Origin of the sequence: uncultured Dokdonia sp. (assembly GCF_947496725.1) — a bacterium.
Taxonomy (GTDB): domain Bacteria; phylum Bacteroidota; class Bacteroidia; order Flavobacteriales; family Flavobacteriaceae; genus Dokdonia.
This window is the reverse complement of the sequence record NZ_CANMDS010000003.1, coordinates 59,527-80,002: the sequence shown is the minus strand read 5'-3', so window position 1 is coordinate 80,002 and position 20,476 is coordinate 59,527. Positions and strand designations below refer to the sequence as shown.

Sequence of the window (20,476 nt, the reverse complement as noted above, 5' to 3'; positions counted from 1 at the left end):
ACCTCTATTTATACCTAATTAACCATTTTATATACAAATAAACCAGCGACCTATCCCACTACATTTGTATCATCAAACAAACTCACAAACTAAAACGTACTAAGATGGATTACAAAAACTTCCAAACATTTACGGCTTCACAAACAGAAGGCGTACTCACCGTAACAATTAATTTTGGCCCTGTAAATGTACAAGGACAAGAAATGCTAGCAGACCTCAACAGCCTTGCACTACGTCTCGAGAGAGATAGAAGCGTTAAAGTAGTTGTTTTTGAATCGTCAAATCCAGATTACTGGGTATGTCATTACGATACCAACCTTTTAAGAGATATGTCTACAGAGGCTGTACACAGAGATGAAGTGGCATTACTAGATCTACAAGTGGTTTTAGAACGTTTAAGCAACTTACCACAAGCTACTATCGCAAAAATAGAAGGATTTGCACGTGGTGGTGGACACGAAATGGCTCTAGCGCTAGATATGCGATTTGCAGCTAGAGGAAAAGCTAAGTTTATGCAGATGGAAGTAGGTATGGGTATTCTTCCTTGTGGAGGAGGCGCATCACGTATGGCACGACAAGCAGGTCTTGGTAAAGCACTAGAGATTATTCTAGGTGCACAAGACTGGGATGCAGACCAAGCAGAGCAGTATGGTACGATAAACAAAGCACTAGACCCAGATGAAATAGGACCTTATGTAGACGCACTTGCCACACGCATATCAAAATTTCCTGCAGAGGCAATTACAGCTTGTAAACGTGCCGTATATGCATCTATAGATCTACCTATAAAAGAGGCCTTAAAAGAGGAAGCTTACCAACTTTATCAAGCTACTAGCAGAACTCCGGCGATAAAACGTTTTACCATCGCAGATGAAAATGGAGCTCAGTTTGACCATAACAATCAGAAAAACTGGGAAGGAATGTTATTAGACCTTCAAGAAATACAATAAAAAAATCACACAACACAAACTATAAAAAGAAAGCATATATGAAAGCAATGATTATAAACGAATACGGTGAGAATGCCGCATTCACAGCAAGCGAAGTAGCAAAACCAGCAGTAACTCCAGGTCACGTGAGTATCAAGATTGCAGCCTCTAGTGTGAACACGGTAGATACAATGATACGCAAGATGGGGTCAGACCTACCTTTATCACCAGCAGCACCAGCTATATTAGGAATGGACTTTGCAGGAGTGATAGAAGCAGTAGGCGAAGGTGTAAATGACTTTAAAGTTGGTGACGAGGTATACGGTTGTGTAGGTGGCCTTGCCGACTTACAGGGTACGCTAGCCGAATATATCGTAGCAGATAGTAAACTTATTGCTCACAAAGCTGCCAACTTATCTATGACAGGGGCGGCATCACTACCACTTGTAGCAATTACTGCTTATGAGGGGTTAATGCGTGCAGGGATTAAAAAGGGACAAAAGGTACTTGTACAGGGTGGATCTGGAGGTGTAGGCCACGTTGCGGTACAACTAGCTATTCACTTTGGCGCAGATGTATATGCTACTTGTGGAGGACCAGAACAACAAAAGATTATAGAAGGTTATGGAGCAACAGCAATTAACTACAAAGAAGAAACGGTAGCATCATATGTAGCAAAATATACAGATGGTGCAGGTTTTGACCTTATTTATGATACCGTAGGTGCAGATAACCTTACGAAGTCTTTTGAGGCAGCAGCACTTAATGCACAAATTGCTACTACAGTATCTATGTGCAACCTAGATCTTACTCCAGCACACTTTAAAGGCTTATCACTACACGTTGTGTTTATGCTCATCCCTATGTTACACAACTACAAGCGAGAAGAGCACGGAGCGATTTTAAAAGAACTAAGCAACATCGCACAAGACAAAGCACTAGTACCTCTAGTAGACAGCACATTTGCGCTAGATAATGTAGGTGATGCTTATGCAAGACTAGAGAGTGGTAAAGCAATAGGTAAAGTAGTTGTAACTAACTAAGACCACATCCATAGGCTTACTATGGCAGGACTTAAACCTTAAACATCTATTTTATAGGTGTTTAAGGTTAAAAAAATACAGAACTTTGCTTTTTACAACAACCACCATTTCAACTACCAAAGCCAACAGCCATTTGTGCGCAGTTCTGTTATAAATTTAAAATATAATAGCAGTAGCTATATGTAAAACATAATATTATGAGTACCATAGAACATACAAATGCACTTGCAGAAGCTCGTGCTTTAGAAGTACCATCACGAGAATTATCATTAAGACGCGATCCATCTGTTTCTCAATTTTGGAACGAAAATCGTAAATTACTAGAAGCTGCTTGGGCAGAATGGGAAATAGAAAACAAAGATGATGTATTAGTTCCTGATGAAACCTTGCTAGACCCAAGATTACGTAAAGCCATTAAAGATGCTTGGGAAAACCCAGAAAAAGAATCTGCTGTTGCCGATTTGTGGGAAGAAATTATACCTGGTGTTTATGTAGCACAGTTTTTTGATCTAGATCGTTTAGCAGATTTTCGTAATTATCTAGAAGCTGTAGCAAACTCTGGAGTGCCAAAACGTGCGCCTTACGGAATACAGTTAAACCGATATGGAATGATGTTAGACCCGCGTTCTGAAGGTCATCTGGCGGCACCTCATTTTCAGGCATTTTATAATGATATGATGGACCGTTTTATGCGTCCTATAGCGCGTTTGTTATTAGGAACTTACGGTTATGACAATCAGACTTTTGGTTTTTCAATCCAGTATAACCCAGATAAAGACAAAGATTTACACGCACATACAGATGCCTCTGCAGCTACCTTAAATATCAACATCAACTTACCAGACGAAAAGTTTACAGGATCTGAGGTCGATTTTTATGATAAAGCTTCAGGAAAAACGGTACAAGCTATTTTTGAGCCGGGTAAAGCAATCATCCATAGAGGTAATGTGCCACACGCAACACACCCTATTACCAGCGGGCAACGCAGTAATTTAGTAGTATGGTTATATGGAGACCGTATGCAAATACCACGTGGTAGTAATAGCAGCTACGGTAATAGTAGCAACAGCGACACCATTAAAGATGTGGCGTTAGAAAGCGTGACCGCTCGCCAGCGATGGAGTTTACCAGATGGCCCAAAAGATACCGTTGCACCTTTTTAAGTAACGTAGCCGTAATTATTATCTTAAAGAAACACTAGAATTAAAAAAGCTGGCAGTACAACTATTGCCAGTTTTTATCAACATAAATATATATTAATGAGCAACACCATATTAATTACCGGAAGTACTGACGGCATAGGTAAACTCACAGCCAGCAAACTCGCAAGTGAGGGACATACCGTATATATACACGGCCGTAATGCTACAAAAGTAGCAGAGACCATCGCCACCATAAAAGCCGAATCTAACAACAAAAATATAGACGGTTTTGTAGCAGATTTTTCTAGTATGGAAGCAGTGCGTGCTATGGCTAGTGAGGTAAAAGAAAAACTCACAACGCTAGATGTGCTCATAAACAACGCAGGGATTTTTAAAAGCCGTCAACTGTTTACGGCAGATGGGCTTGATATGCGTATGGCAGTAAATTATATAGCGCCTTACCTGCTCACCACTTCCCTACTCCCATTACTCAAAAAAGGCGATCACACGCGCATTATAAACTTGAGCTCTGCAGCACAGTCATCTGTAATAGATAGCGTGCTAGCGGGTACTAAAGAAGAGAGCCAGCAAGAGACCTACGCACAGAGTAAGCTTGCTTTATTAATGTGGAGCTTTCACCTAGCAATACAAGAACCAGCACTTACGGTTATCCCTGTAAACCCAGGTTCTTTACTTAATACCAATATGGTAAAAGAAGCCTATGGTCACCACTGGTCACCAGCAGATAAAGGAGCAAGCATTTTATATGATTTAGCCACAAACCCTAGCTATGCAAGCCATAGCGGTGATTATTTTGATAATGATAAAGGAAGCTTTGGCAGGGCACACACAGATGCCTACAGCGAGGAAAAACGCACACACTTAATCACCACGACACAACAGATTTTAAAAAACATATTATAAATCACAAAAAGCGATGCCTATGAAACATTTTATCGCCACAGCAGCCTTTGCCATACTTTCGGCTAGCTGTGCAGAGCAAACTACACAAAAAGAAACCATCACAGCTATAGAAGCACCATCATATGAAGATGCTACCTATGAGCTTATGCTCGCTACAGATGTTACTTGGGGTGCACTTAACCCTGCACGTGGTGAGAATGGACCGCGCGCGACCAACTTATGGGGAGACCGCACCAAAGAAGGACCTTCTGGTATGCTGGTAAAATTTAAAGAAGGGTTTGCCTCTCCTCCACACATACACGATGCGACCTATCGAGCGGTTGTACTAGATGGGGAGATTCACAATGCAGATAAGGATGCCCGTGAGTTCTGGATGCCAGATGGATCCTTCTGGACGCAACCTTCTGGAGAGACGCACATCACAGCGGCACGCGCAGCGACTAATATGGCTTTTGTAGAGATAGATAACGGGCCTTACGTAGTAAAACCTGTTGAGGAAGCTTTTGAAACCACAGAGCGCCCTATTAACGTACACGATATAAATGTGGTATGGCTAAATGGTAAAGACATAAACTGGCTTAACAAAACAGGCAATCTAGACGGCGTGTCACTGGCGGCCTTATGGCAATCACAAACTAATAAAAAGCACAAAGGTTTTTACCTACGCCTCGCGCCTGGCTTTACCGGAAACATCACCACAGGTGAAGGAGATTTTAAAGCAGTCATTGTGAGTGGTGATGCGAGCTATAATGCAGCCACAGCGACTACTCCGGTAACTACGATGCTTGGCAGCTATTTTGGCGCTACAGGTGTATCACAACACCAGATTACCGCTGGCGCAAAAGGAGTGATTTTATATATAAATACCACGGCTGAGTTTGCCGTGGATAATGAGTAGGTGTTAGTAGCTAAAAAATAGCTTGTAGAAAGTAAACTTTTGATATGTAAAACCCCGTAAAATTGTTGCGGGGTTTTGTGCGTTTGGACATTAAACTCCAACTAGTAAATTATTAAATTTTAACAGTAAAATCTTACATTTTTACGGAAACACGTAAACTTAAAAAATTCATTGTGCTTATATTACAGTTTTTAAAATAGGACGCTTTGTTTTAAGAAAAAAAAACAAACCAATACATCAATAACAGAAAATACTATTAATGGCTAAAAAGCAAGTAAAAGAAAAATCTATAGAAGAATCATTATGGCAAGCCTGTGATAAACTTAGAGGCTCTGTAGAATCTAGTGAATACAAACACGTTGTGCTAGGTTTAATCTTCTTAAAATTTGCCAGCGATAAATTTGAAGAACGTAAAAAAGAACTCATTGAAGAAGGCAAAGAAAAGTATGTAGAAATGAAAGACTTCTACAATATGAAAAACGTCTTTTTCTTAAATGAAACTTCTCGCTGGAGCTTTATAAAAGAAAACGCCAAACAAGACGATTTAGCGCTTAAAATAGATACCGCTCTTCACAATATTGAAAAGAACAATCCTGCGCTTAAAGGAGCACTACCAGACAATTACTTCTCGCGTTTGGGATTAGATAAAACCAAACTGGCTTCGCTTATTGACCAAATAAGTGAAATAAACACCATTGCCGATAAGCAAAACGATATTGTAGGGCGTGTGTACGAATATTTCTTAGCCAAATTTGCTATTAAAGAAGGGAAAGGAAAAGGAGAATTCTATACACCTAAGAGTATTGTAAACCTCATTGCAGAAATGATAGAACCTTACCAAGGTATTATTTATGATCCTGCTTGTGGTTCTGGTGGTATGTTTGTACAGTCTGTTAAGTTTATAGAAAACCACCACGGAAACAAAAAAGAGGTTTCTGTTTATGGACAAGAATATACCAATACCACCTACAAACTGGCAAAAATGAATTTAGCCATACGTGGTATATCTGCCAACTTAGGCGAAAAAGCAGCTGATACTTTTGGAGCAGACCAACACCCAGATCTCAAAGCCGATTTTATAATGGCAAACCCACCGTTTAACCAAAAAGACTGGCGTGGTAAAGACGAACTCACAGACGACCCACGTTGGCAAGGGTATGAGGTACCTCCAAAATCTAATGCCAATTACGGGTGGATTTTAAATATGGTGTCTAAACTATCTGATAACGGTGTTGCTGGTTTTATATTGGCAAATGGTGCACTCTCTGGCGGCGGCGAAGAATATAAAATTCGTAAAAAACTCATTGAAAACAACTTGGTAGAAGCCATTATCATTTTACCACAAAATATGTTTTATACCACAAATATTTCGGTAACGCTTTGGATTTTAAACAAGAACAAAACAGAAAAAACTGTTAGTAAAGGAACGGAAACTAGAGAATACCGCTTTCGCGAAAGTGAAATTTTATTTATGGACTTACGCCAAAAGGGCGAACCGTTTGAGAAAAAGTACATACAATTTTCGAATACCCAAATTGAGGATATTGCCAATTCCTTCCATACGTGGCAAACAGATAAAGAATCTTTTGAAAATATACCTGAATATTGCTACAGCGCCACCAAAGACGAGGTCATTAAAAAAGACTACTCTCTAGTACCAAGTAAATACATTGAATTTGTAAACCGAGATGAAAACATAGATTTTGACACCAAAATGAAAGGCTTGCAAACCGAACTTAAAGACTTGTTAGCACAAGAAGAAGCCTCAAAATCCGATTTACAAAACGTTTTTAATTCTCTTGGCTATGAATTATAAGCGAATTGGTGATTATATAGAACTTGTAGATGAAAGAAATAAAGAGTTAAAAGTAACTACTTTATTAGGTTTAAGTATTTCGAAACAATTCATTCCTTCTGTAGCCAATACCATTGGTACAAATATGAAGAATTATAAAATAATTCGAAAAAACCAATTTGCTTGTAGTGTGATGCAGGTGCGTAGAGATGGAAAAATGCCAGTTGCATTATTAAAAGATTTTGATGAAGCAATCATTTCTCAAGCGTATCCAGTTTTTCAAGTAATTGATGAAGAAGAACTTTTACCTGATTATTTAATGATGTGGTTTACTCGTTCAGAATTTGACAGAGAAGCAACTTTTCACGCAGTTGGTGGTGTTAGAGGTAGTTTAGAATGGGAAGATTTTTTAGATTTTGAATTACCCATCCCATCCATAGAAAAACAACAACAAATAGTAGCCGAGTACAACACGGTAACCAACCGCATACAACTCAATGAAAAAATAAACACCAACCTAGAAGCTACTGCACAAGCTTTATACAAACATTGGTTTGTAGATTTTGAGTTTCCTTATGTCACATCGAGCGGAGTCGAGATGCCTTATAAATCTTCTGGTGGGAAAATGGTCTATAATGAAGAATTGGATACCGATATTCCTGTTGGGTGGAGTGTGGAGAGGTTGGGTGATATTTCTAATTTGAAATATGGAAAAATGCTTAATTCTGATTTGTTTTTGCCTGAAGGTTACCCTGTTTTTTCTGGTTATGGAATTAGAGGTTACTACTCTGAATATATGTATAAAGAAAGACAAATTTTAGTATTATGCAGAGGCGTAAGCGGAACGGGAAGAGTTGAATTATCGCCACCAAAGTCTTATATAACCAACCTTAGTATTATTGTACAACCTGATAAAAGTATCTTAAAAAAACTCTTTCTATATTTCTATTTGAAGAATGATAATTTACGTGAATTAGATAGTGGTTCTGCACAATCTCAAATCACAACTGGCGATTTAGGTTTTAGAAATATATTAACACCTAGCATTGTGTTACAAGAACATTTTGATATTAAAGTGAATACTATTTTGAATAATATATCAAGTGCCATTTCTCAAACTAAAACCCTCAAAGAACTCCAAAGTCTATTGTTAGCTAAAATGACACAATCACATATTAAGACGGAGCTAGCTTAAAATCAAATCAGTTATGAGTGAATTAAAAATAAATTTCTTTCAAGGGCAATCAGATTTACTAACTGAAATTAAAAATACAAATGAAGAAGTTGAAAATAAATCTATTGAGTCTATAAAGAACAAAATAAGTGAATTATTCAATATGAAAAATATCCACTTCTTGTTTGGTTCAGGCACAAGTGCTGGAGCTATACCTACAATGGCTCAATTGTATGACAAAGTGGAAACTCATATTGCTGGATTGGAATTACCACTCAATAAGTTTATAAAAGAAGAATTTGAGAAAATTAAGCTTAGAGTAGATGACAAAAATCTTGAAGATGTTTTAGGTATACTATACTCGCATAGAGTTTATCTTAACGATGGCGATAAAGATAATAGCGATTTAAAAGTGTGTCTATCATTAATTGAGATTATTGAAACTATAATTTTTGATGAAATTAATATTGACTTTGATGATGTTAAATACAAAGATAATATTGAAAACTACCAACGATTTTATAGAAAAACAGCTTTAAGAAATAAAGATTTATCACGTATAAATGTGTTTACAACCAACAATGATTTGTTTAATGAAACAGCTTTAGATAGTTTAAATATTCATTATATAAATGGGTTTAATGGTGGTCTAAATAGATATTTTAATCCTGCGTTGTTTAATTATACATTCTCAAAAAGAATGGATACAAGTATTGATAAGTTTGAACCAGTAGAAAATATGGTTCACCTTTATAAAATACACGGTTCTATAAATTGGATAGAAGACACAAAAAATGCAAACACTTTTTTTAAAATTAAAGAAACCTATAATCCCCAAAAAGGACAAAATAATGTATTAGTTTATCCTACACCTACAAAGCAAAATAAAAGTTTAGGTAGTCCCTATGTTGAAATGTTTAGAGAGTTTCAAAGAAAGCTTTTAGAGCCTTTAAGTGTTTTATTTGTAATTGGTTATAGTTTTAGTGATGAACACGTAAACAATATCATTTATCAGGCTTTAGCGACTAATTCAACAATGAATCTTGTTATAATTAATGATGTTTCAGATAGAGATATCTTTAAAATAGAAGATGATAGGATTTTTAAAATATGGGGAGAAAAATCAGATGGTCAAAAATTACATTATTTCAACAACATCATAAAAGATATTTTGCCTAATGTAAATGCTTTTAAATCAGAAAGCAATAGTTTGAATGAATTTGTGAAATTTTATAATGAAAACCTAAATAAATGAAAATAGGTAAAATCATCTCAGTTGAATTTGACAAGTTCAGAATAAAGCTTTTCCATACTACCAAGACTTCAACAGTGAGTTTGGAAGGACAAGTTTATTATTTTGGAAATATTGGCAGCTACTTAAAAACTCAGAATCCATCAGGTGATACAATTATTTGTGAAGTAATAGCAGTATTAGACCATAATACAGAGAGCAAATTATATTCAACATATAACTTAGATAGTTCAAGAGAACTAGTTATAAAACCAATAGGTACTTTAACAAAAAGTGATTTTAATATGGGAATAGGGATATTTCCATCAATTTATAGTGATGTAAACATTGTTACTATTAATGATATTAAAGCAATTCTATCTAGCTCTCACTCTGATGAAGATGATACTCCTAAAATTCACCAAGAAATAGAAATTGGTTTGAGTAAGAATATGATAAATTATAAAATTAATTTAAACATTAATAAGTTTTTTAATATTCATACTGCAATATTAGGTAATAGCGGAAGTGGCAAATCAAATACAATTGCACATATTTTACAGGAGGTATTTCGTAAAAAAGAAAACTATGCACAAGGAGCAAAAACAATCCTATTCGATGTAAATGGTGAATATGCACGAGCATTTGACGATTCTATATTTGAAAATATCACAACTAGATTTTATAAACCAAACACCGTTTTAGCACCATATGTGAAATTTCATCTTCCATATTATTTAATGAATTTAGATGAATGGTTAGGATTTCTTTTAGCATCAGATAGAACACAAAAACCATTTTGGGATAAAGTGCTACAAGAGTGCTTTAAATTTTATAAGATTTTCAATTCTGATGCTGATGCAGCAAAAGAAGAATTTGTAAACTATTTTAAATGGAAATTCAGAAATATTCTTGCAAATGTTGTTTCGCAGGTAGACAGTGATACTGCCAAAATTACAGCAGCAAAAGGGATTATCATTAAATGCAAAGAAATTAATGCTGAGTATAAATATGAAGAGTTAACTGAATTTCTAGAAGAACTAGATTCTCATTGTAATATCAGTTTTGGTAACAATCACAATGATTTAATTGATTATTTATCTAAAATAGAAGTTGAAGAAGACAAAGCAATAAATACAAATAGTTTAAGATTAAAAGCTGGTGAATATTTTGACCATAAATTTTTAAAGACAGCTGTTGATATTGTTCTTTTAGACGAGGAAGCAAAAGGAAATTCTCGGATTAGAGAGTTTACTTCCACTATGTTAAGTAGATTGGATTATTTTATTACAAATCCTGATTGCGATTTTATGCGATTCAATGATATCAAATATGATAATACAAGTGATTATTTACAGAAAGTATTTGGGATTGGTGAAAATAACGAAAGTCAATTAGTTGTAGTAGATTCAAGTGAAGTAGGTAATGATGCATTAGAATTAATGACTGGTGTTATTAGTAGAATGATTTTTGATAATAGAAAATTTAAAATCGGAGAAGAAAGAAGAAACAACCCAGTACACTTAATTCTTGATGAGGCACACAGATATATTAAGAAAGATGTAGACTACCTTCTTAAAGAAAATGTATTTGAAAGAATTGCTAGAGAAGGTAGAAAATTTTCTCTGTACTTAATAATTTCTTCTCAACGTCCATCAGAACTTTCACCAACAGTCTTATCGCAATGTGGTAATTACATAATTCATAGAATACAAAATGAAGTTGATATGAGGTTTATATATTCTGTACTACCTTTTTTCTCAGATGATTACACAATTAAAATAAAGCAGCAAGTTCCAGGAGAAGCTCTTGTTTTTGGTAATTGTGTACCTATGCCTCTTCACATTAGAATTAATGAAGCCAGTCCAGCACCAAATTCTGAAAATTGTAACATTAGTGAGGCTTGGTTTAAAGATAACATACTTTGATATTCATAAAATTATGGCAAAATATAGTGTACACCAACAACCCGTAAAAACATTATAAAGTTGGCGTAACCCTGATGTTAAGTTAAAAAATGAAGAGTTATCGGTAGGTAAAAAAAGTATTAATAGATAAGCAGCAATCTATTACAGCGTCAACAGCTGCAATTGTTGGGCAACGTATTTTCAAAAAATAATACAATTAAAAGCATATTACGAAAGTTTATAAATATAACGGATGGGTCAAAAATTTACAGAAGCACAACTAGAAACCGCTTTTTCTGAACTATTAGAAAATGAAGGCTATCCACACCATCTAGGCAACACACTAAATCGTGCAGAAGATGAAGTTATTCTTGAAGACGATTTACGGTCATTTTTAGCTTCTAAGTATGCTATAGAGAACATTTCTAATACAGAGATAGATGGTATTATCCTGCAATTAAAAACATTACCTAGCTCAGATTTATATGAAAGCAATAAACGTTTTATGCGTATGCTTTCAGACGGGTTTATTCTAAAAAGGGAAGATCCAAGTGAAAAGGATATCTATGTGCAATTGATCGATTTTTCAGGTTTAGAAAAACAAGTTAAAAGCGCAAGCATAGAAACGATTAAAGTTGCAGAACCTGAATTAACTTATGACGACAATAACATCTATAAATTTGTCAATCAATTAGAAATTGTAGGTACACACAAACGTATTCCAGATGGTATTCTCTACATCAATGGTTTACCCTTAGTGGTGTTTGAATTCAAAACAGCCATACAAGAAAACACTACCATTCACAATGCTTATGTACAATTAACAACACGTTATAAGAGAGATATTCCACAACTTTTTATCTACAATACATTTTGTGTTATTAGTGATGGTGTAAATAACAAAGCGGGTTCATTTTTTGCACCTTATGAGTTTTACTATGCTTGGAGACGAGTTTCTGGATTAGCGAAAGATGTAGATGGTATAGATTCAATGTTTACGCTTGTTCAAGGAATGTTGCATAAAAACAGATTAAGAGATATTATTCGCAATTTTATTTACTTACCAGATAGTAGTAAAAAAGACGAAAAAATTGTGTGTCGTTATCCACAATATTATGCAGCAAGAGCATTATATGACAATATAAAACTAGCTCAAAAACCAGGTGGAAATGGCAAAGGTGGGACCTATTTTGGTGCTACAGGTTGTGGCAAGAGTTTTACAATGCTGTTCTTAACGCGCTTATTAATGAAAAGCGAATATTTTAAGAATCCAACCATTGTACTCATCACAGATCGCACAGATTTAGACGACCAATTATCATCACAATTTACAAACGCAAAAAATTATGTAGGTGATAATGGCATTGTAAGTGTAGAAAGTCGTGACCATTTGCGAGAATTACTGCAAGGATGCGAATCTGGCGGTGTATTTCTGACTACCATACATAAGTTTACCGAAGACTTAGAATTGCTCACAGAACGCACCAATGTCATTTGTATAAGCGACGAAGCCCATAGAAGTCAAACCAATCTAGACCAAAAAATAAAAGTTACCGAGAAAGGGGTTAAAAAAACCTATGGTTTTGCTAAATATCTACACGATTCGTTGCCAAATGCGACTTTTGTTGGTTTTACAGGAACACCAATAGATGCGACATTAGATGTCTTTGGTAAAGTAGTAGATTCTTATACAATGACAGAATCTGTAAAAGATGAAATAACAGTAAGAATTGTATATGAAGGAAGAGCTGCAAAAGTAATTTTAAACAATAGCGAACTAGCAAAAATTGAAGAATATTACGAAGAAGCAGCCGAAGCAGGAGCTAATGAATATCAAGTAGAAGAAAGTAAAAAGCAATCGGCAAATATGAATGCCATTTTGGGCGACCCAGACGTGCTCAAAAAAATAGCAGTAGATTTTGTAAACCATTATGAAAACAGAATTATTGAAGGCGCTACTGTAAAAGAAAAAGCACTATTTGTTTGTCCTAGCAGACCAATTGCCTATGAATTGTATAAAAACCTAATAACATTAAGACCAGAATGGGCCGAAATTAAGCAGGCTGAAGACGGAGTAGAATTAACCGATAAAGACAAACGAGAAATAAAACCAATGGAACGTGTTAAAATGATAATGACACGTGGTAAAGATGACCCTAAAGAAATGTATGAAGCTTTAGGTACAAAAGAATATCGAAAAGAGTTAGACCGTCAATTTAAAAATGAAAAGTCAAACTTTAAAATTGCCATTGTGGTAGATATGTGGTTAACTGGCTTTGATGTTCCGTTTTTAGACAGTATTTATATTTACAAACCTATTCAGCAACATAACTTAATTCAAACTATTTCTCGTGTTAACAGAAAGTTTGCAGGTAAAAATAAAGGTTTAGTAGTGGATTATATTGGTATTAAAAAAGCTATGAATATGGCTTTAGCCAAATACGGAAAAGGCGACCAAGATAACTTTGAAGATATAGCGTCTTCCTTAATTATAGTTCGTAATCACCTGGATCTATTAAGTAAATTCTTTCACAAGTTTGATTATAGCAAATACTTTAATGGTTCTGCATTAGATCAATTAAATACCTTGAATCAAGCCGCCGAATTTGCACAAGTAACCAAAGAAGCTGAAACTCGCTTTATGGGCTTAATAAAGCGTTTAAAAGCGGCTTATGACATTTGTGCAGGAAGTGAAAAGCTAACCCAAAAGGAAAGAGATTATACGCATTTCTATTTAGCAGTTCGTTCTATCGTTTTCAAATTAACAAAAGGTGATGCACCAGACACCGCACAAATGAATGCAAAAGTGCGTGATATGATAAAAGATGCATTACAAAGTGACGGTGTAGAAGAAATATTTAAAATAGGAGAAAAATCTGAAGCTGAACAAGATATTTTTGATGATGACTATTTAGCCAAAATAGACAAGATTAAATTACCTAACACAAAAATTAAACTACTTCAAAAACTACTAGCAAGGGCTATTGGAGAAATGAAGAAAGTAAATAAGGTAAAAGGTGTCGATTTTACTAAGAAAATGGATGCTCTGGTAGCTAAATATAATGATAGAAGCGAAAATGATATCTTACGAAGTGAAGTCTATGATGAAATGGCTGAAGCATTAACAGAAATGATAATGCAAGTTCGAGAAGAATTTAATGCGGGCGACGAACTAGGAATAGACTTTGAAGAAAAAGCTTTTTATGATATTCTTCTTGAGTTGTGTGCTAAATATGATTTTACGTATCCAGAAGACAAGTTAATTGAGTTAGCTAAGAAAGTGAAAGAACTTGTAGACAGTCAAGCAAAATTTCCTGATTGGAGCAAGCGAAATGATATTAAAGCAGCTTTAAAAGTTGGACTCATTCTACTCTTGGATGAATTTGGATATCCTCCAGTTGAGAGAGATGAAGTTTATGAGGAAATCTTCTCACAAGCAGAGAATTTTAAAAAAAATAAAAAATAGTCCATTTTTTGAGATCACTATATAATTGTTATCTACATCTAGTAAATTTCTTGAATAATAATTAAATAGCGTCTTACACCACCACAATGACCCTAAAAGACCTCGTAGGCACCTATACCATCACAGGGACCAACCAAAGCCCAGACGCTGCTCCTTACACGGGTGAGCTCACCCTAGCGCTAGATAAAAACAATAGAGTAATTGCAAACTGGCTCATAAGCGGTAGCCAGAGCCAACAAGGAACTGGTTTTTTTAAAAACAACATCCTCGTGATTAATTTTAACTACAAGGGAGATGATGAGACTATCTATAAAGGCGTCGTGGTCTATCAATGCATCACCAAAGATCTATTAGAAGGCTTCTGGTCAGAAAAACACGGTAACCCGCTATACCTAGGTGAAGAACGCTGCTATAGAAAAGGAACGCTTAAGGAGGTGCTTAATTGAGGGGGTTGGCTATTAGTAGTTTGTAGTCGGTAGACGGTAGTTCTTAGCTTTTAGATTTTAGCTCTAAGCCGTGAGCTGTTTTATAGTCGTTATTCTACATTCTATATTCTTTATTTGATATTCAATAGTCGGTAGACGGTAGACGGTAGTTCTTAGCTGTTAGTTATTTGTGGTCGTTATTCGAAATTCTTTATTCGAGATTCGAAATTCTATTACCTCTGTTTTAGTTAGAAAAATTACAATGGGATTACCTGCGGTGATCCCGGGTGGGTATCCTTTGCAAGCATAAAACCATAACGAGCGCTGCTCGTTAGGTTTTTTGTTTTATCCCTTCGCCTTCCAAGCGAGCTTGGGGCTTGGTATAAAACAAAAAACCTGTAACATACGTTACAGGTTTCTTTTGCGGAGAAAGAGGGATTCGAACCCCCGGAGGTGTGACCCTCAACAGTTTTCAAGACTGCCGCATTCGACCACTCTGCCATTTCTCCTTGAGTGTCTCACCAAGCTATCTGCTTGATTGCGGGTGCAAATATACAGCGCTTTTTTAATTACCAAAACCTTTTAATGAGTTTTTTTGAAAATAATTTCATCACTCACAATACACCCTTTTATTCTCGCCACTACTCCCCTAGCTATCATTAATTTATATATTTTGTTTATCTATTTTAAAAAATTGATAAACAACAAAACGCTTTTAATAGTATCTTTACCTCATAACAAATCATCCCTAACCAATGTATACCATTTGCTATTTTAGCAAAGTAGCTCCAGATCTTACAGATGAGGAGATACAAGAGATCTTTGATCATACCTATCACCAAAATAATGAAAAAGGCGTATGTGGCATCTTACTACATACGATGGGTAATTTTTTTCAGGTGCTAGAAGGTGACGAGGCTTATCTCACAGACCTCTATGAGAATAGAATAAAAACAGACCCAAGGCATCATAGCATTTTTGAAGTGATACATAAAGAAGGTAGCGACCCCGTGTTTACGTCTTACAGTTCGCAGTTTCTCAAGGTAGAAGATAGTGAGGTGCTTGATGATATCAAGGCGTATGTAAAAAAACACGCCATCGTCTCCTCTACTTCAGATAAAATCTCAAGACTCCTCAACACTGTTGAGATAGTCGCATACTAAAGTATCCACAAAAAAAAGCCTTTCTCATTGCTGAGAAAGGCTTTTTACTGTCTTATATAGTAGTATCGTTTATACGTTAAATAAGAAGTGCATCACATCACCATCATTTACTATATAATCTTTACCCTGCACGCCTAGCTTTCCAGCCTCACGTACCTTTGCCTCACTACCGTACTCCACAAAGTCATTATACTTAATAACCTCTGCACGTATAAAGCCTTTTTCAAAATCTGTGTGTATCACTCCGGCAGCTTGTGGTGCCGTTGCTCCTATGTTTACCGTCCAGGCACGTACTTCTTTTACACCTGCTGTAAAATACGTTTGCTGGTTAAGCAGCTTGTAAGCTCCGCGTATTAACACGGCGCTTCCTGGCTCCTCAAGACCTATATCTGCAAGAAACATCTGGCGTTCCTCATAATCATCTAGTTCTGTAATATCTGCCTCAGTACCTACGGCAAGTACAATCACCTCTGCATTTTCGTCTTTTACTGCCTCACGTACCTTGTTTACATACTCATTACCAGCTACAGCAGCATCTTCGTCTACATTACATACGTAAAGTACTGGCTTGTCTGTAATAAACTGTAAAGGCTTTACAAACTCCTCGCGTGTATCTTCATCTATATCTATCGCACGTACAGAAATACCTGCTTCTAGACCTTCTTTTATTTTAAGTAAAGCTGCTTCTTCTGCCTGGGCTTCTTTATTACCCGTACGAGCCGCACGTTTTACCTTTTCAAGTTTCTTATCGGCTGTTTCAAGATCTTTGAGTTGTAGCTCTATATCTATCGTTTCCTTATCACGTATAGGGTCTACACTCCCGTCTACGTGCACAATATTATCATTATCAAAACAACGTAGCACGTGCAGTATTGCATCCGTCTCACGTATGTTTCCTAAAAATTGGTTTCCTAGTCCTTCTCCCTTACTTGCCCCTTTTACAAGACCTGCAATATCTACAATCTCTACCGTAGCAGGGATCACACGCTCTGGGCTTACGAGCTCCTCTAGTTTTGATAGCCTGTTATCTGGTACATTTACCACACCCACGTTAGGCTCAATAGTACAAAACGGATAGTTTGCACTCTGTGCTTTGGCATTAGACAGACAGTTAAAAAGGGTTGACTTCCCTACATTAGGTAATCCTACGATTCCAGCTTTCATATAATAGTATGTATTAGTAGTACGCTTTCGCGAAAGCGGAAAACCATTCTTTCCACTTTATTTTTAGGGTGCAAAGATAATCCTATTTTATTGATCTACCGAGTGGCTTATACGACGAGCCACAGAAAGCATCACTTTTGTGTTAATTTAAGTTAATCGCCTTGCGAGCCCAGTAATATTGGGAAAGGCTTAATAAAGTCTTACCATCCCGTTGGCTATCATAAGCAGAAAAGGATCTTAAATTTGTACAAACAAAAAACAAGACCGATGAAAAAATCACTTATCATAGCAGCACTAGCTGTATGTACCGCAACAGCCGTACAAGCACAAGAAAAAGTAGAAAAAATCACAAAAACTAGAACGACCGTAAAGTCTTCACTAGGTAATGAGACCGTATATAAAACGGTAAAAGAAACTGAGGTAACCCCTACCTCAGTTAAAAAAAGTGACAAGGGGCAACTCAACCAGTCCTTACAACGTGGTAAGACAATGGTAAAAAAAGAGGTGACATACACCTATAACGACTCAGACTTTCGCCTAGAGGAAACTCAAAATGGATACGCCATAAAAAGAACAAGAGAAAACAACACCTCTGAGTATGGTACAATGCGTAAACTGGCAAAAGGTGACGTATACCTTATGAAAACAAAGGAGGGTATCTCTGTAAACTATTTTGACAAAAATGGAAATATGGTGTCAGAAAAATATAATGACAAGGATGATACGGTAACAACCATCACCTATGAAGTTAAACCAAACGATAAAATGTATAAGTAATACATTTCCCCCACTGCGTTTATAAACGCAAAACAACTTTGGTTGGTTAGATTCCCGAGCGCGAGAGCCTCGGGTTTCTTTTTTTACGCTTTCGCGAAAAAGTGCCTTCCCTTTATCAAAACACAATAATAACAACTACCTTAGTCACAGACTTATATACAGTAAACCTATGAGGACTCTTATCATTCTTGCCGTTACCTGCCTTACTGGCTTTATATCACACGCCCAAAACGTCACAGGCGACTGGAAGGGAACGGTAAACTTTCAAGGTCAAAGCATAGACTTTGCCTTTCACATCACGCAGCCACAAGATAGCCTACACACCACAATGGACATCCCGAGCCAAGGACTTACAGGTGGTAAAGCAGCAAACACGGCCTATACAAACGATACTCTTAAGGTAGACTTTCCGCAGTTTAAAATGCGCTACATAGGCGTGACCAAAAATGATAGCATACAAGGTAACTTGATACAGAATAACTTTCCCGTACCGCTTACTCTCGCAAAAGGTGCGCTCGTACTTAATAGACCACAGCAACCTAAGGCTCCTTTTAATTATGATGTACAAGAGGTGACTTTTAAGAACAAAGAAGAAAATATCACCCTTGCTGGCACACTTACCTTACCTAAGGATATAAAAAACCCGCCTATTGCGGTGATTATAAGTGGTAGCGGCCCACAAAATAGAGATGGAGATATGTTTGGACACTCGCTATACTACGTACTTGCAGACTACCTATCAAGTAACGGTATAGGTGTATTGCGTTATGACGAACGTGGCGTGGGTGCATCTACAGGTACTTTTGAAACGGCAGGTATTGCACAGTTTACAAGTGATGCCACAGCAGCTATAGCTTATTTAAAGAAGTATAAGAAAACCAAATATTCTCAAGTAGGTCTTATAGGTCACAGTATAGGAGGTATCATCGCTCCTCAAATAGCAGCTACAAATGCAGATGTGGCTTTTACCGTTATGCTTGCTGGACCAGGCATACCTGGTAATGAACTTATGCTCTCGCAAAAAGAAGCAATGGAGCGCCTTATGAACGTCCCAGAAGCACAAATTAAACAAGGTCAAGACCTCTTAGGTTATGCTTATGATGTTATTATACAAAATGACGGTACAAATGCGGCTATCAAAGATGCTGTAAATCTCGCTCTCAAAGAGAAACTGGGACCTATGGTTCCCTTACAGCAAGTAGAAGCTATTACAGATCAAATCACCACCCCAGAGATAGTAAGCCTCCTTAAAGCTACACCAGCGAGCTACCTGAGTGCTATAAAGTCACCTGTTATTGCGCTCAATGGCAAGAAAGATTTTCAGGTTCCTTATGAGCAAAATATTGCGGCTATAAAAGAAGCCTTTGCTGCTGGAAATAATGAGAATGCTAGAACTGTTGCCTTTGACGATCTTAATCATCTCTTTCAAGAAAGCACCACCGGTGCCCTATCTGAATACTCAGAGATAGAACAAACTATGGCGCCAAAGGTTCTTGCCTTTATCACAAAGTGGATTAAAGAGCATACCAATGACTAACTACTCAAAAAGTGTAGCCGTCGCTTTTTGATACGCCTCAAAATCGCTTAGGTTATTGTGATCACCGTCAGGTACAGTTACAAAAGTCTTTGTAGTTGTCCTAATGCTATCATAAAGGGCTTTACCGTGCTCATAAGCCACCACACTGTCTTCTGTGCCGTGTATCACGGTTATAGGAGCCGTCACCTCATTTATAAAGCTATACGTAGGCAATCTATAGTTGAGCAGTTTCTCAACCGGAAGGATCGAAAAGCGGGATTGTGCCTCGTCTAGTATACTATAAAAAGGAGTTTCAAGCACCAGCTTAGTGACTTCTTTTTTTGACGCCACATAGGTTGCAAAGGTCGTCCCCAGGCTCCTGCCGTAACTCGTTATGGGTGTTGTGGGATATTGCGCTTTCGCGAAAGCGTACCACAGCAAACTATCATCATAAAGCGCCGCCTCTGTGAGTGCTCCCCCACTCTTTCCATACTGCCTGTAATCCATAATAATAACCGCGTAGCCCTTTTGTACAAATGGCTGGGCGATTTGTCCCCACTGCGCGAGACTGCCTGCATTACCGTGGTGATAAAGTATCACGCCCTTTGGGTTTGTAACCGTAAAGTGCAAGCCATTAAGCCGGGCTCCATCTGGCGCATCTACCCAAACCTCCTTATAATCGCCATCAAAATCAAAAGCATACTCCTGCGGCAATTGCTGCGGGTGGAAAATGAGGTTGTCTTGAAAAAAATACAGTCCGCCACAAAGGATGGCATATAAGTTTGCAATGATGAATATGGCGATGAGCGGTTTTTTTATCTTTTTCATTTATAAGTATTGATGACAATGTTGTAGTAACAGACAAAAGCTTGCAACATAGGTTTACCGTAGTGCTAAGCTGTGATAGGCGTCAAAGTTATTC

At 36.8% G+C, this 20,476-nt stretch carries 16 protein-coding genes and 1 tRNA gene; 14 read left to right on the top strand and 3 right to left on the bottom strand.

Annotation, left to right across the window (positions count from 1 at the left end):
• The first annotated feature begins 104 nt into the window (after positions 1–104).
• The 11 genes from Q0948_RS07210 to Q0948_RS07160 all read left to right on the top strand — a co-directional run bounded on the left by Q0948_RS07210 (position 105) and on the right by Q0948_RS07160 (position 14,955).
• Positions 105–950 (top strand): enoyl-CoA hydratase/isomerase family protein, encoded by an 846-nt coding sequence (locus Q0948_RS07210; protein ID WP_298351159.1) that lies wholly within the window; start codon positions 105–107, stop codon positions 948–950.
• 38 nt (positions 951–988) lie between these two features.
• Positions 989–1,972 (top strand): zinc-dependent alcohol dehydrogenase family protein, encoded by a 984-nt coding sequence (locus tag Q0948_RS07205; protein ID WP_298351161.1) that lies wholly within the window; start codon positions 989–991, stop codon positions 1,970–1,972.
• Positions 1,973–2,169: 197 nt separating this feature from the next.
• Positions 2,170–3,135 carry a 2OG-Fe(II) oxygenase gene (locus Q0948_RS07200; RefSeq protein WP_298351164.1) on the top strand — a complete coding sequence of 322 codons (966 nt, stop codon included), beginning with the start codon at positions 2,170–2,172 and terminating at the stop codon, positions 3,133–3,135.
• Positions 3,136–3,231: 96 nt separating this feature from the next.
• Positions 3,232–4,038 carry an SDR family NAD(P)-dependent oxidoreductase gene (locus tag Q0948_RS07195; protein ID WP_298351167.1) on the top strand — a complete coding sequence of 269 codons (807 nt, stop codon included), beginning with the start codon at positions 3,232–3,234 and terminating at the stop codon, positions 4,036–4,038.
• Between the two features lie 19 nt (positions 4,039–4,057).
• Positions 4,058–4,936, top strand: coding sequence for a DUF4437 domain-containing protein (locus Q0948_RS07190; RefSeq protein WP_298351170.1), 879 nt, complete (start codon positions 4,058–4,060; stop codon positions 4,934–4,936).
• 259 nt (positions 4,937–5,195) lie between these two features.
• The gene (locus Q0948_RS07185; protein ID WP_298351175.1) at positions 5,196–6,752 is read left to right on the top strand and encodes a class I SAM-dependent DNA methyltransferase; all 1,557 of its coding nucleotides are present in this window, start codon (positions 5,196–5,198) and stop codon (positions 6,750–6,752) included.
• Positions 6,742–7,926: a restriction endonuclease subunit S gene (locus tag Q0948_RS07180; protein ID WP_298351178.1), complete on the top strand. Its 1,185-nt coding sequence runs from the start codon at positions 6,742–6,744 to the stop codon at positions 7,924–7,926. The genes Q0948_RS07185 and Q0948_RS07180 overlap by 11 nt, the downstream gene beginning before the upstream one ends.
• 13 nt (positions 7,927–7,939) lie before the next feature.
• Positions 7,940–9,160 (top strand): SIR2 family protein, encoded by a 1,221-nt coding sequence (locus tag Q0948_RS07175; protein ID WP_298351180.1) that lies wholly within the window; start codon positions 7,940–7,942, stop codon positions 9,158–9,160.
• Positions 9,157–11,064 (top strand): ATP-binding protein, encoded by a 1,908-nt coding sequence (locus Q0948_RS07170; RefSeq protein ID WP_298351183.1) that lies wholly within the window; start codon positions 9,157–9,159, stop codon positions 11,062–11,064. The genes Q0948_RS07175 and Q0948_RS07170 overlap by 4 nt, the downstream gene beginning before the upstream one ends.
• A 232-nt stretch (positions 11,065–11,296) precedes the next feature.
• A complete protein-coding gene (locus Q0948_RS07165) occupies positions 11,297–14,509 on the top strand; it encodes an HsdR family type I site-specific deoxyribonuclease (protein ID WP_298351187.1) in 3,213 nt (1,070 codons plus the stop codon).
• Between the two features lie 86 nt (positions 14,510–14,595).
• Positions 14,596–14,955 (top strand): hypothetical protein, encoded by a 360-nt coding sequence (locus tag Q0948_RS07160; protein WP_298351191.1) that lies wholly within the window; start codon positions 14,596–14,598, stop codon positions 14,953–14,955.
• Between the two features lie 403 nt (positions 14,956–15,358).
• On the opposite strand, the gene Q0948_RS07155 is transcribed toward Q0948_RS07160, so the two are convergent.
• Positions 15,359–15,443, bottom strand: a tRNA-Ser gene (locus Q0948_RS07155).
• A 246-nt stretch (positions 15,444–15,689) separates the two neighbouring features.
• Here Q0948_RS07155 and Q0948_RS07150 point away from each other — a divergent pair.
• The gene (locus Q0948_RS07150; protein WP_298351194.1) at positions 15,690–16,097 is read left to right on the top strand and encodes a BLUF domain-containing protein; all 408 of its coding nucleotides are present in this window, start codon (positions 15,690–15,692) and stop codon (positions 16,095–16,097) included.
• Positions 16,098–16,166: 69 nt separating this feature from the next.
• Here Q0948_RS07150 and ychF read toward each other — a convergent pair whose 3' ends face one another.
• Positions 16,167–17,261, bottom strand: coding sequence for a redox-regulated ATPase YchF (ychF, locus tag Q0948_RS07145; protein WP_298351197.1), 1,095 nt, complete (start codon positions 17,259–17,261; stop codon positions 16,167–16,169).
• Between the two features lie 267 nt (positions 17,262–17,528).
• Here ychF and Q0948_RS07140 point away from each other — a divergent pair, with 267 nt between their 5' ends.
• Both Q0948_RS07140 and Q0948_RS07135 read left to right on the top strand, forming a co-directional pair.
• Complete coding sequence (locus Q0948_RS07140; protein WP_298351200.1) at positions 17,529–18,038, top strand: hypothetical protein; 510 nt, start codon at positions 17,529–17,531, stop codon at positions 18,036–18,038.
• 169 nt (positions 18,039–18,207) lie between these two features.
• The gene (locus Q0948_RS07135) at positions 18,208–19,575 is read left to right on the top strand and encodes an alpha/beta hydrolase (RefSeq protein WP_298351203.1); all 1,368 of its coding nucleotides are present in this window, start codon (positions 18,208–18,210) and stop codon (positions 19,573–19,575) included.
• Here the strand turns inward: Q0948_RS07135 and Q0948_RS07130 are convergent, their stop codons facing one another.
• Positions 19,576–20,382 (bottom strand): alpha/beta hydrolase, encoded by an 807-nt coding sequence (locus Q0948_RS07130; RefSeq protein ID WP_298351206.1) that lies wholly within the window; start codon positions 20,380–20,382, stop codon positions 19,576–19,578.
• Positions 20,383–20,476: the final 94 nt, after the last annotated feature.

Excerpts from the sequence above, each read along its gene's own strand:
- Q0948_RS07210 (WP_298351159.1), top strand. The coding sequence starts at position 105 with ATGGATTACAAAAACTTCCAAACATTTACGGCTTCACAAACAGAAGGC.
- Q0948_RS07205 (WP_298351161.1), top strand. The coding sequence starts at position 989 with ATGAAAGCAATGATTATAAACGAATACGGTGAGAATGCCGCATTCACA.
- Q0948_RS07200 (WP_298351164.1), top strand. The coding sequence starts at position 2,170 with ATGAGTACCATAGAACATACAAATGCACTTGCAGAAGCTCGTGCTTTA.
- Q0948_RS07195 (WP_298351167.1), top strand. The coding sequence starts at position 3,232 with ATGAGCAACACCATATTAATTACCGGAAGTACTGACGGCATAGGTAAA.
- Q0948_RS07190 (WP_298351170.1), top strand. The coding sequence starts at position 4,058 with ATGAAACATTTTATCGCCACAGCAGCCTTTGCCATACTTTCGGCTAGC.
- Q0948_RS07185 (WP_298351175.1), top strand. The coding sequence starts at position 5,196 with ATGGCTAAAAAGCAAGTAAAAGAAAAATCTATAGAAGAATCATTATGG.
- Q0948_RS07180 (WP_298351178.1), top strand. The coding sequence starts at position 6,742 with ATGAATTATAAGCGAATTGGTGATTATATAGAACTTGTAGATGAAAGA.
- Q0948_RS07175 (WP_298351180.1), top strand. The coding sequence starts at position 7,940 with ATGAGTGAATTAAAAATAAATTTCTTTCAAGGGCAATCAGATTTACTA.
- Q0948_RS07170 (WP_298351183.1), top strand. The coding sequence starts at position 9,157 with ATGAAAATAGGTAAAATCATCTCAGTTGAATTTGACAAGTTCAGAATA.
- Q0948_RS07165 (WP_298351187.1), top strand. The coding sequence starts at position 11,297 with ATGGGTCAAAAATTTACAGAAGCACAACTAGAAACCGCTTTTTCTGAA.
- Q0948_RS07160 (WP_298351191.1), top strand. The coding sequence starts at position 14,596 with ATGACCCTAAAAGACCTCGTAGGCACCTATACCATCACAGGGACCAAC.
- Q0948_RS07150 (WP_298351194.1), top strand. The coding sequence starts at position 15,690 with ATGTATACCATTTGCTATTTTAGCAAAGTAGCTCCAGATCTTACAGAT.
- ychF (WP_298351197.1), bottom strand. The coding sequence starts at position 17,261 with ATGAAAGCTGGAATCGTAGGATTACCTAATGTAGGGAAGTCAACCCTT.
- Q0948_RS07140 (WP_298351200.1), top strand. The coding sequence starts at position 17,529 with ATGAAAAAATCACTTATCATAGCAGCACTAGCTGTATGTACCGCAACA.
- Q0948_RS07135 (WP_298351203.1), top strand. The coding sequence starts at position 18,208 with ATGAGGACTCTTATCATTCTTGCCGTTACCTGCCTTACTGGCTTTATA.
- Q0948_RS07130 (WP_298351206.1), bottom strand. The coding sequence starts at position 20,382 with ATGAAAAAGATAAAAAAACCGCTCATCGCCATATTCATCATTGCAAAC.